Source organism: Streptomyces murinus (genome assembly GCF_002154555.1).
GTDB lineage: Bacteria > Actinomycetota > Actinomycetes > Streptomycetales > Streptomycetaceae > Streptomyces > Streptomyces murinus.
In genome coordinates, this window is sequence record NZ_MUNF01000006.1 from 1 (window position 1) to 11,660 (window position 11,660).

General features: G+C 71.4%; 12 protein-coding genes. All 12 read right to left on the reverse strand.

Annotated features, from left to right (window positions below):
- The coding region (locus tag CCN72_RS00525; RefSeq protein ID WP_086805863.1) for a polyprenyl synthetase family protein at window positions 1–805 on the reverse strand (805 nt) is incomplete at its 3' end.
- Window positions 805–2,229, reverse strand: coding sequence for a hydroxysqualene dehydroxylase HpnE (gene hpnE / locus CCN72_RS00530; protein ID WP_086805841.1), 1,425 nt, complete (start codon window positions 2,227–2,229; stop codon window positions 805–807). The genes hpnE and CCN72_RS00525, both read right to left, overlap by 1 nt.
- Entirely contained in the window at window positions 2,226–2,354 is a 129-nt protein-coding gene (locus CCN72_RS41625; protein WP_220511668.1) for a DUF6380 family protein, read from the reverse strand. The genes hpnE and CCN72_RS41625 overlap by 4 nt, the downstream gene beginning before the upstream one ends.
- Window positions 2,354–3,316 carry a presqualene diphosphate synthase HpnD gene (hpnD, locus tag CCN72_RS00535; RefSeq protein ID WP_085567615.1) on the reverse strand — a complete coding sequence of 321 codons (963 nt, stop codon included), beginning with the start codon at window positions 3,314–3,316 and terminating at the stop codon, window positions 2,354–2,356. The genes CCN72_RS41625 and hpnD overlap by 1 nt, the downstream gene beginning before the upstream one ends.
- Window positions 3,313–4,209 carry a squalene synthase HpnC gene (gene hpnC, locus CCN72_RS00540; protein ID WP_086805842.1) on the reverse strand — a complete coding sequence of 299 codons (897 nt, stop codon included), beginning with the start codon at window positions 4,207–4,209 and terminating at the stop codon, window positions 3,313–3,315. The genes hpnD and hpnC overlap by 4 nt, the downstream gene beginning before the upstream one ends.
- Before the next feature lie 361 nt (window positions 4,210–4,570).
- On the reverse strand, window positions 4,571–5,383 hold the full coding sequence (locus tag CCN72_RS00545) for an ABC transporter ATP-binding protein (RefSeq protein ID WP_085567613.1): 813 nt from the start codon (window positions 5,381–5,383) through the stop codon (window positions 4,571–4,573).
- A complete protein-coding gene (locus CCN72_RS00550; RefSeq protein ID WP_037657476.1) occupies window positions 5,376–6,305 on the reverse strand; it encodes an ABC transporter permease in 930 nt (309 codons plus the stop codon). The genes CCN72_RS00545 and CCN72_RS00550 overlap by 8 nt, the downstream gene beginning before the upstream one ends.
- A 55-nt stretch (window positions 6,306–6,360) precedes the next feature.
- Window positions 6,361–7,206 (reverse strand): glycosyltransferase family 2 protein, encoded by an 846-nt coding sequence (locus CCN72_RS00555; protein ID WP_086805865.1) that lies wholly within the window; start codon window positions 7,204–7,206, stop codon window positions 6,361–6,363.
- A gap of 35 nt (window positions 7,207–7,241) precedes the next feature.
- Window positions 7,242–8,021, reverse strand: coding sequence for a CDP-alcohol phosphatidyltransferase family protein (locus tag CCN72_RS00560; RefSeq protein ID WP_085568856.1), 780 nt, complete (start codon window positions 8,019–8,021; stop codon window positions 7,242–7,244).
- Window positions 7,999–9,060, reverse strand: coding sequence for an iron-containing alcohol dehydrogenase family protein (locus CCN72_RS00565; RefSeq protein WP_085567612.1), 1,062 nt, complete (start codon window positions 9,058–9,060; stop codon window positions 7,999–8,001). The genes CCN72_RS00560 and CCN72_RS00565 overlap by 23 nt, the downstream gene beginning before the upstream one ends.
- Window positions 9,048–9,800, reverse strand: a complete 753-nt coding sequence (locus CCN72_RS00570) for a phosphocholine cytidylyltransferase family protein (protein ID WP_086805843.1) — start codon at window positions 9,798–9,800, stop codon at window positions 9,048–9,050. Before CCN72_RS00570 ends, CCN72_RS00565 begins: the two co-directional genes overlap by 13 nt.
- On the reverse strand, window positions 9,797–11,599 hold the full coding sequence (locus CCN72_RS00575) for a DUF5941 domain-containing protein (protein WP_086805844.1): 1,803 nt from the start codon (window positions 11,597–11,599) through the stop codon (window positions 9,797–9,799). The genes CCN72_RS00570 and CCN72_RS00575 overlap by 4 nt, the downstream gene beginning before the upstream one ends.
- Window positions 11,600–11,660: the final 61 nt, after the last annotated feature.

Below are 11,660 nucleotides of genomic sequence, written 5' to 3' on the forward strand. Positions count from 1 at the left end.
TGCCGGTGGCCTCCGGGTCGCCCCAGATGCCGAGCAGGTCGTCCACGGCCTGGAAGGCGAGTCCGAGGTGGTAGCCGTAGCGCTCCAGCGCGTCGGCGGTGGCGTCGTCGGCGCCGCCGAGGACCGCGCCGATGGAGGAGGCGCAGGCGAGCAGCGCGCCGGTCTTGTTGCCCTCCATCTCCAGGCACTCCTCGACGCTGACGCGGTCGCGGTGCTCGTAGGAGATGTCCTGGGCCTGACCGTCGATCAGGGCGCGGGTGGCGGTGGTGAGCCGACGGGTGGCGCGGCCGGCCTCGACCGAACCGAGCTCCAGCAGCAGCTCGTTGGCCAGCGCGAACAGGGCGTCGCCGACCAGGATGGCCTGGGCGGGGCCGTGCACCTTCCAGACGGTGTCGCGGTGGCGGCGCTGCTCGTCGCCGTCCATCAGGTCGTCGTGCAGCAGCGAGAAGTTGTGGACCAGTTCGACGGCGACGGCGCCCGGCACACCGGTCTCGGGCGCGCTGCCGGTGACCTCGGCGGAGAGCACGGCGAGCGCGGGGCGTACGGCCTTGCCGCCGTCGCCGTCGGCCGGGTTGCCGGCGGCGTCGATCCAGCCGAAGTGGTAGGCGGCGACGGTGTCCATGGGAGGAGCGAGGCGGTCGACGGCCGCACGCAGGACCGGTGTGGCCAGGGTCCGTCCGCGCTCCAGCAGCGCGGTGACGTCCACCGCGGTCTCCGTCGAGGCCGGGGGCACAGTGGGCACAGTCTCTCCTCTTGTTGCGGTACCGAAGGTGCGGGGGCCTGCCGCCGGCTGCCGATGAGGCATCAGGCCGCCTCCTCGAAGGCGAAGAGACGGCTCGGACGGGGCCGGCCCAGGGCGCGGAGCGCGGCGTCGGCCGCGCTCACTCCGCTGCGGACCGCACTCTCCATGGTCGCGGGCCACCCGGTGGCGGTCCACGCTCCGGCCAGGTACAGGCCGGATGCCTTGGTGCGGGCGCCGGGCCGCAGACGCCCGACGCCGGGGGTGGGCGCGAACGTCGCCGTACGCTCCCGGGTCACGAAGAAGTCCTCGATCACGGCGCCGCGCGTCCCCGGGAGGAGTTTCTCCAACTCCGGGACGTAGCGCGCGCGGAGCTCCGCGACGGGGAGGTCGATGTCGTCCTGCGCGGCCGACTGGGACAGCGCGAGGTACTGGCCCGAGCGCAGCCCGGAGGCGTGGGTGCGGTCGAAGACCCATTGCACGGGGGTGCCGAGGGCGGCGAAGAAGGGCCGCGCGAGCACCTTGCGGTCGTACACCACATGCACGTTGAGGATGGGGGCGGTGCCGATCTCGAGGAGCCGCTCGGGGGCGTCGAGGGCGCCGGGCGGCAGCAGTTCGTACGCCTCGCGCTGGGGTACGGCGAGGACGACCGCGTCCGTTGTGATGCGCTCGCCGGGAACCTCGACGCACCAGCCGCCGTTCTCCATGGCAGAGACGGAGGTGACGCGTGAACGGACCTCGGTACGCACGCCCGCGGAGTCGAGCGCCTTGCGGGCCAGCCGGTCGTGCAGTTCGCCCAGCGGGACATGGGCCCAGCCGATGTCGGCCGCTCCCGGGTCGGACAGCAGACCGGTCTTGAACACCATCGCGGCGAGCCCCAGCGAGGAGTCGCCCGCGACCGCGTTGAGGGTGGCGACCCCGACCAGGTCCCACAGGGCCTCGATGGCACGCGCCGACTGGCCGTGGGCGGCCAGCCAGCTGCCGAAGTCCTGGGTGTCCAGGGTCGGATCGGCGAGGTCGAGACCCTTGAGCGCGAGCGCGGCACGCCCGACGGAGGCGCGCTCGGCGAGCGAGAGGTGCGGATAGGCGGCCAGGCTGCGCCCCAGATGCAGGGGCACGGGCAGCGGGTCGCGCCGCAGTCTGCCGAGCCGCCGGCCCTCGGGCTTGGCGAGGTCCACGACGGGCACGTCCAGGCGGTCCTGAAGCGGTGCCAGCGCCGCGCCCTCGATCCGGTCGAGGAACCAGCGGTAGGCGGTGCAGCAACGCAGGTACACGTGCTGGCCGTTGTCGACGGTCAGTTCGCCGCGCTGGAAGGAGAAGGCGAGGCCGCCCAGCCTGGGCCTGCCTTCGAGCAGGGTGACGCGGACGCCCGCGTCGGCGAGGGCGAGCGCCGCGGTGATGCCGGCGAGGCCGCCGCCGATCACGACGGCGCCGCGTGCCGCGCTCTCGGGGGTGCGCTGTCCCGGTGCGGGGCGTGCGCCGTCGCTCATGGTGCGTCCTTCCGTGCGTGCCGGCCGTGCTGGTTGAACGGTGCACGTACGGTCGTCGCCGTCAGGGACGCCACGCCGTGGCGCGGGGTTGCCCGGTGGAAGTCCGCTGGTTCGGTGAGGTCCATCAGACGCGCCTCCCGACGGACCGCCCGGCACCATGGCGGGTGACCTGCCGGGTGTCGAGGCCGGACAGACCGCGCACGGCGACGTACGCCTTCTCGTGTCCGGGCAGTGAGACCCGGCCGCGCAGCACCGCCTCGGGGTCGCGCGCGATGCGGTCCAGGAGGCGGCGGTAGATGCCGGCCATGGCGGCCACGCAGGCGCCGCTGCGCCGGTCGAGCATGGGCAGCAGCTGGTAGCCCTCGGCGAAAAGGGCGCGGGCGCGGCGGACCTCGAAGTGCACGAGGCCCGCGAAGTCGGAGCCCTCCGGTGGCGTGGGCCGCTCGAACCCGGCCGCGCAGCCGAACTTGGCCAGGTCGTCGGCGGGCAGATACGTACGGCCGCCCTGGGCGTCCTCGCGGACGTCCCGGAGGATGTTGGTGAGCTGGAGCGCGAGCCCGAGCGTGTCGGCGTACTCGGCGGCGCGCTCGGCGCCGCGGGCGCCCGGTTCGGTGCCGAACACGCCGAGCGAGAGGCGGCCGATGGCACCGGCGACACACCGGCAGTAGACCTTCAGGTCGTCCCAGGTCTCGTACGTCTCCCCGCGGGTGTCCATCTCGACGCCGTCGATCAGCTCGTCCAGGCCGTCAAGCGGGATCGGGAAGGCGTCGGCGGCATGGGTGAGGGCGACGGCCACCGGGTCGGTGTCGTCCTCCTCGATGCCGCCCTCCCGGATCCGGGCGAGCAGGGCCCGGGTCTCCTGGAGCCGGGCCACCTTCACGTCGTCGGCCAGATCACCGTCGCCGATGTCGTCGACACGCCGTGAGAACGCGTACAGCGCCGACATGGCGCGCCGCTTCGGTGTGGGCAGCAGCCGGATGCCGTACGCGAAGTTACGGGCCTGCTGTCCGGTCACCGTCTCGCAGTAGCGGTAGGCGGCGAGCACCGGTGCGGACACGTGCGACGCAGACTCCACGGTCCGGATCACCCCTCTCCTCGCAGAATCACGCCCGCCTCACGCAGCAACTGGACCTTGCCTGGTTTGGGCGGGCCGGGAAGAACGTCGTATTCGGCGGCGGCGATCGCGCGGACCGCCGCCCTTCCCCCCGCCACGAACCCTGCGAGCAGCAGCTTCAACCTGCCGTGGACGCTACCCACCAGGGGGGCGCCTTCATTCAGCAGATCGCGGGCGCGTTGTGCTTCGTATGCAACCAGGGCGCGCATCGATGCGCCCGCGGTTTTCGCGGACAGATCCGTTTCCGTGACGTGGAAGCGCTTCATGTCCTCGGCCGGAAGATAGATCCGGTCGTGGCCGAAGTCCTCGGCGACGTCCTGGAGGTGTTCCACGATCTGGAGCGCGGTGCAGATCGCGTCGGACAGACGGATCCGCTCGGGGGTCGAGGTGCCGGTGACGGCGAGGACGAGGCGGCCCACGGGGTTGGCGGACAGTTCGCAGTAGGCGAGGAGGTCGTCGTACGTCTCGTACCGGGTGACGAGCTGGTCCTGGCGGTTGGCGGCGATCAGGCCGAGGAACGGCTCGGGGGTGAGCGCCCGGCGCCGTACGACGGGCTGGAGCCGACGCAGCAGGGGGTGGCTCGGGGTGGCGTCGAAGACCCGGCGCAGATCGGCCTCGAAGGCGTCGAGCAGCAGCAGCCGGTCGTCGGCGTCGGTGGCCGACACGCCGAGCAGTTCGGCGTCGGCTCCGCCGGGGGCGAGGTCGCCGTCGCCGATGTCGTCGACCAGACGGGCGAAGCCGTAGACCGCCATGAGGTCGTCGCGCCAGTCGCGGGGCAGGAAGAAGGGGGCCACGGGGAAGTTCTCGCTCGCGGCCTTGTCGAGGGTGGCGCGTTCCGGGTCCGGCGCCGTCGTGGTGGCCGTCATCGGGCGACGCCCGGGGCGGCAACGGCACATGCTGCGTTGAGCTGGGGAGTTTCCGTAGCCATTGCCGTCACATCTCCCGTTCTACACTGCCGACCCAATACACACTATTTCGGACACGCCGCCCGGCAATTCGCGGGGCGTGGCCTGGCGCAGGGTGTCGCGCATTATCGCCCCACTTGCCGCTTTCCGGCACCGGTACAGCTTACGTTGTACAACACATCAAGATTCGAGGGGGTGTCCCGCACATCACAAGAACACACCGATTGGCGCCAAGATTCCTGACAGGCTTGGGAGTTGACGCTTCCTTTGCAGACGCGGGGCCCCGCCGGAAGGTTGCCGGCGGGGCCCTGGCCGAAACAGTTCACTTGCCGGTGAACTTCTCGTACTCCTTGAGCACCTCTTCGGTCGGCCCGTCCATGCGCAGCTCACCGCGTTCCAGCCACAGCACGCGGTTGCAGGTGTCGCGGATGGACTTGTTGTTGTGGCTGACCAGAAAGACCGTGCCGGCCTCCTTGCGCAGTTCCCGGATGCGTTCCTCGGAGCGCTTCTGGAACTTGCGGTCACCGGTGGCCAGAGCCTCGTCGATCATGAGGACGTCGTGGTCCTTGGCGGCCGCGATCGAGAAACGCAGCCGGGCGGCCATGCCGGAGGAGTAGGTGCGCATCGGCAGGGTGATGAAGTCGCCCTTCTCGTTGATCCCGGAGAAGTCGACGATGTCCTGATAGCGCTCCCTGATCTGCTCGCGCGACATGCCCATGGCGAGACCGCCCAGGATGACGTTGCGCTCGCCGGTCAGGTCGTTCATCAGGGCCGCGTTCACACCCAGCAGGGAGGGCTGGCCGTCGGTGTAGACCTTGCCCTGCTCCGCGGGCAGCAGACCGGCGATGGCGCGCAGCAGGGTGGACTTGCCGGAGCCGTTGGAGCCGATCAGGCCGATGGCCTCGCCGCGGTAGGAGACGAAGGAGACCCCGCGCACGGCGTGCACCTTGCGCACGCCCCGCTCCTCGCCGCGCTTGAGGATCCGGCTGAGGGCGGCCGTCGCGCTGCCCTTGCCGGTCTTGGCGCCGTTGACCCGGTAGACGATGTGCAGATCGTCCGCGATGACCGTCGGACGGCGCTCGCCGGTGTCCGTGGTGCTCTGCTGGGGGTTCTGCTCGGCGTTCTGCTCAGCCACGGCCGTACCGCTCCTCCGCCTTCCAGAAGTACACGAAACCGCCGGCGAAGACCGCCACGGCCCAGAACGCCGCGATCGCCCACACATGCGGGGGCAGGTTCGAGGCGCCGTAGCCGTCGATCAGCGCGAAGCGCATCAGGTCCATGTAGATCGCGGCCGGGTTGACCTGGAGCAGCCGCACCGCCCACTCCGGGCGGTCCGCCATCATCGTGCTGATGGAGAACATCACGCCGGAGGTGTACATCCAGGTGCGCAGCACGAACGGCATCAGCTGCGCCATGTCCGGCGTCTTGGCGCCCATCCGGGCCACGATCAGCGCGAGACCGGTGTTGAACAGGAACTGCAACGCCAGGATCGGCACGATCAACAGCCAGGACATCCCGGGGTAGCTGCCGAAGCCGATCGCCACGATGAACAGCACGATCATCGAGAACAGCAGCTGCTGGAGCTGCTGGAGCGAGAAGGAGACGGGCAGCGAGGCGCGCGGGAAGTGCAGGGCGCGCACCAGGCCGAGGTTTCCGGAGATGGCGCGCACACCCGACATGACCGAGCTCTGCGTGAAGGTGAACACGAAGACGCCGGTGACCAGGAACGGGATGTACACATCATGGGACATGCCGCGGCTGGCGTGCAGGATGACGCCGAAGATGAAGTAGTACACGGCCGCGTTCAGCAGCGGGGTGGCGACCTGCCACAGCTGCCCGAGCTTGGCCTGGCTGTACTGCGCCGTCAGCTTCGCCTGCGAGAAGGCGAGGATGAAGTGGCGCCGGCTCCACAGCTGGCGGACGTACTCCACCAGCGAGGGACGGGCGCCGCTGACGGCGAGCCCGTACCTGGCGGCCAGCTCGGCCGGCGTCAGCCCCTCGTCGGGCGACGGTATCGCGCTCACCGCGACACCGGCGTCATGCGTTGTGTGACTCACGAGTAAGAACCCGGACTCTCTCGGTAAGAAGCTTGCTGTTCAGGTAAGAAGCTTCTCAGATGACCGGAGGACGGCCCAGCCGGGTGAGCCGCCAGACCGTGCGCCAGCGCATCGGACGGCGCGGACCGCAGGGCGTGGTCCAGCCCTCCTTGAAGCCGCCGAACCAGGCCGCGAGGGCCGGCCGCGAGGGCCGCCGGGCCAGCGTGAGCAGCAGCCACACGCCCAGGTAGACGGGGACCAGCGGGGCGGGGAGGTTGCGCCGGGCGAGCCAGACGCGGTTGCGGGCCACCATGCGGTGGTAGACGGCGTGCCGCGAGGGCGCGGTCGTCGGGTGGAACAGCACCATGTCGGAGCGGTAGTCGATCAGCCAGCCGGCGTCCAGCGCCCGCCAGGCCAGATCGGTCTCCTCATGGGCGTAGAAGAACTCGGCGGGCAGCCCGCCGACCTCGCCGAGCACCTTGGTGCGCACCGCGTTGGCGCCGCCCAGGAAGGTGGTCACCCGCGAGGAGCGCATCGGGTCCGCGGCACGCAGCCGGGGCACATGGCGGCGCTGGGTCTCACCGGTCTCGGGATCGGCGATACGGAAGCTGATGATGCCCAGCTCCGGGTCGGCGGCGAACGCCTCGCGGCACAGCTCGGCGGTGTCGTGCCGGGCGAGCAGGCCGTCGTCGTCCAGGAAGAGCAGGATGTCGACGTCCTGGCCGCCGGGGCCGAACGCCTCGATGCCGACATTGCGGCCGCCCGGGATGCCCAGGTTCTCCGGCAGCTCGACGGTGCGCACGCCCTCGGGGACGTCGGGCACCGGGGAGCCGTTGCCGACGACGACCACCTCGACGGGGTCGCCGTCCTGCTTGGCGACCGAGTCGAGCAGGGCGCGCAGCTCCTCGGGCCGGTTGCCCATGGTGATGATGACGGCGCCGACGCGCGCGGCCGCGCTCACTTCAGCCTGCTGGAGGCGAGGATGGACACCAGGTGCAGCAGCGTCTGGAGCAGGGCGATGCCCGCGAGGACGGCGGTGCCGAGCCGGGTGAAGAACAGGTCGCCGTGGATCTGGTCCGCGATGGCGAGGAGCACGATCAGCAGCGAGGCCTCGATACCGAGGATGAGCCGGTGGAACTTCAGCGCCGAGGCGGCCCGGCGGGCCAGCGCCATCCCGGAGGAACGCGGCTCGGCGGCGGCCTCCTGCACCGGCGGCTTGCCGGTCTGGTGCCGGGCGACACCGACCAGGTCGGTCTCCGCCTTGATCAGGATCGCGCCGAGCGCGGCCAGGGTGCCGAGGAAGGCCCACAGCCAGTCGATACGGCCGGAGCCCCACAGGTCGGCGGCGCGCAGCCCGAGGCCGACCAGCACGGCCGCGTCGGTGAGGTAGGCACCGACCCGGTCCAGGTAGACACCGGCGAGGGAGTACTGCCCCCGCCAGCGGGCGATCTCGCCGTCGACGCAGTCCAGCAGCAGGTACAGCTGGGTGGCGACCACGCCGAGGATCGCGCCCCAGATCCCCGGCACCAGCAGGGCCGGGGCCGCGAGCACACCGCACAGGGTCATCAGGTACGTGAGCTGGTTGGGCGTGACCCTGGTGTTCACCAGGTAGCGGTCGATGCGCAGGGAGACCTCACGCATGTAGAGGCGTCCCGCCCAGTGCTCACCGCTGCGCCGGTCCTTCACCCCGGCGGGGTGGACGACCGGACGGAGTTCAGCTACCGATGGCCTTGACATAGTCGGCGTAGATGTCCTTGATCTGGTTCGGCTTGAGGTCGAGGTGTTCGAGGATGGTGTAGCGGCCGGGCCGGGTCTCCGGAGCGAACTCCACGGCGCGGACGAACTCGTCCACGGTGAAGCCGATCTCCTCCGGCAGCACCGGAAGCCCGTGCCGGCGCAGCACCTGGGCGGTGTGCCCGGCCTCCTCGTGGGCCCCGCGCAGATACATCGCGAAGGCCGCGCCGAGCCCGCACTGCTCGCCATGGGCGGCCGCGCGCTTCGGGAACAGCAGGTCGAACGCGTGGTTGATCTCGTGGCAGGAGCCGGAGGAGGGCCGGGAGTCGCCGGAGATCGACATCGAGATACCGCTGAGGACCAGCGCCTCGGCGAGCACCTGGAGGAAGCCGTTGTCGCCGATGCCGCCGGGGTGCCGCAGCACCGCCTCGCCGGCCTGGCGGGCCATGGCCGCGGCGAGACCGTCGATCTTCTCGCCGTTGACCCGGTGGGACAGCTCCCAGTCCGCGATCGCGTTGATGTTGGAGATGGCGTCGCCGATACCGGCCCGGACGAAGCGGGCCGGAGCGGCACGGATCACGTCCAGGTCGATGACGACCGCGATCGGGTTCGGCACACCGTAGGAGCCGCGCCCCGCGTCGTTGTCGAGCGTGGCGACCGGCGAGCACAGGCCGTCGTGCGCGAGGTTGGTGGGCACGGCGACCAGGGGCAGGCCGATCCGGGCCGCGGCGAACTTGGCGCAGTCGATGATCTTGCCGCCGCCGAGTCCGACCACCGCGTCGTAGTGGCCGGACTTCATCTCGCCGGCCAGCCGGATCGCGTCGTCCAGGGTGCCGCCGCCCACCTCGTACCAGGAGGCGCCGGGCAGCGAGGGGGCGAGGCGCTCGCGCAGCTGGGCGCCGGAGCCGCCGCTGACGGCGACGGCGAGGCGGCCCGACTGGGAGATGCGCTCGTCGGCGAGGACACCGGCCAGGTCGTCCAGGGCACCCGGACGGATGTCCACGACGACCGGCGAGGGGATCAGCCGGGTCAGTAGCGGCACGCGATCTCCCGCCCCTTGGCCAGGTCGTCGTGGTTGTCGATCTCGACCCAGGAGACGTCGCCGATGGGCGCCACGTCGATCCGGAAGCCGCGGTCGACCAGCTCCTGGTAGCCGTGCTCGTAGAACTGCTGCGGGTCGGTCTCCCAGACCGTCTTCAGCGCGTCGCCCAGCTCCTCGGCCGCGTCGCCCTCGATCAGGGTCACGCCGATGTACTCGCCGGTGGCCTCGGCCGGGTCCATCAGCTTGGTGATCTTCGTCATGCCCTTGGCCGGGTCGACGACGACCTTCATCTCCTCGTCCGCCAGGGACTTCACGGTGTCCAGCGCGAGGATGATCTTCTTGCCGTCACCGCGGGCGGCCAGCAGCGTCTTCTCGACCGAGACCGGGTGCACGGTGTCGCCGTTGGCGAGGATCACACCGTCCTTGAGCGCGTCGCGCCCGCACCACAGGGAGTAGGCGTTGTTCCACTCCTCGGCCTTGTCGTTGTCGATCAGGGTGAGCTTGAGGCCGTACTTCTCCTCAAGGGCGGCCTGGCGGGCGTAGACGGCCTCCTTGCGGTAGCCGACGATGATCGCGACCTCGGTCAGCCCGATCTCCGCGAAGTTGCCGAGGGTGAGGTCGAGAACCGTGGGCTCGCCCTCCATGCCCGCGGGCCCCACCGGCACCAACGCCTTGGGCAGGGTGTCCGTGTAGGGGCGCAGACGCCGTCCGGCGCCGGCCGCCAGCACGAGGCCGATCATGCGGTTTCTCCTTCATCGTGTACGGCGGGTGCCCCTGCGGACACCCAGAACCGGATGCTCTCCGCGAGCACCACCAGGGCGACGATCACGGCGAGCACCGTGAGCGCGGCCGTGAACTGCGCGGCGGTGAGCGCCGCGGCCAGGACGGTGACGAGCAGGGTGCGCCCGTCGTGCCCCCCTATGGAGCGCACCAGCCAGGCCGGCGGCGCTCCGGCGTTGCCGCGGATGCGGTACACCGTGTCGTAGTGATGGTAGGCGACCGCCGCCACCAGCCCGAAAGCCGCGGGCAGCGCCCCGTTCACGCCCGCTTTACCGGCGAGCGCGAGGACGGTGCCGTACTCGGCGGCGCGGAAGAACGGCGGGACCAGCCAGTCGAGGGCGCCCTTGAGCGGGCGGGCGACGGCGAGGGCCGAGGTGAGGACGTAGACCAGGGCGCCGATCACCGGCACCACCGAGCCGTATCCGGGGAAGGCCGAGCAGGCGACGACCGCGGCGCCGCCGAGCAGGGCGACGGCGGGGACGGCGAGGCCGGGCAGACCGCGCCGGGCGACCCGCCTGACCGCCTCGCTGAGCGGGCCGGAGTCGGCGAGGTCGGCCAGTGCCTGCGCGGCGCGGTCGGTGCGGTGCGCCTTGCGGGTCAGCGAGCGCAGCACCCGGCCCGCGGTGGTGTACGTGGCGGCGAAGGCGCAGCCGACGAGCAGCGCGTAGAAGGTGATCCGGGGGGTGGTGACGGCGGTCAGGACCGCGATCATCGCCCAGCGCTCACCGATCGGCAGCACTATCATCCGGCGCACCCAGACCGTCCAGCCGACGCTGTCCAGCTTGTCGGAGAGGGCGGCGGTGGGGCTGGTGTTGGCGGTGGCGTCGTGGTTGGCCTCGTTGAAGGAGAAGTCGACCACGTGCCGGCAGGTCTGGAGGACCATCGCGCCGAGCGCGAGCGCCCAGACGTCGTCATGGCCGCCGCGGGCCGCGCCCAGGGCGAGCCCCGCGTAGTAGGCGTACTCCTTGGCCCGGTCGAAGGTGGCGTCGAGCCAGGCGCCGAGGGTGGAGTACTTCAGGGCGTAGCGGGCGAGCTGACCGTCGGTGCAGTCCAGCACGAAGGAGGCGATCAGCAGCACGCCGGCGGCTATGAAACCGCCGCGGGTGCCGGTGGCCGCGCAGCCCGCCGCGATCAGCGCGGTGAGCAGCGAGGCGGTGGTGACCTGGTTCGGGGTCAGACCGCGGCGCGCGCACCAGCGGGCGAGGTAGCGCGAGTAGGGGCTGATGCAGTACGTGGTGAAGAAGCCGTCGCGGGACTTCACGGCCGACTTCAGGCGTACGGCCTCGTCGTCCACGGCGGCGACGGCCTGGCGCGCCTCGTTGCGGGCCTGCGGGTCGGCGGGTACGACGGCGACGAGGCTGCCCAGCTCGGGGCGGTGGACCTCGCTGCCGTCGGCGTCCAGCTCGGTGACGATCCGGTCGGCCAGGCTGCCGACGGCGACCGCGGTGCCGCCGCCCGAGGAGGTCTCCCGGGCCACGGCGCGGGTCAGCGCCTGCCGGGCGGCCGGCTGCGCGGTGATGGCGCCGGGGACCGCGGCGAGCGGGAAGCGGGGGTCGGTCAGGCCGAGCCGCAGGGCGTGCACATGGCCGACGAAACCGGCGTCGACCACGGCCACGCGGTCACCGGCGGGGGCGGCCGCGAGCAGGGTCTCGGTCTCGGCGGTGCTCTCCGCCATCCGGACGTCGAAGCCGAGGGACCGCAGATCGCTCTCGAGCGACGATCCGGGGACCGGCTGACCGGTGACGATGGCGGTCGGCAACCGAACTCACTCCCTGGGTGCCGGCGCGTCGGCACCGGTCTTCTGCATGGTGGGGCGCCCC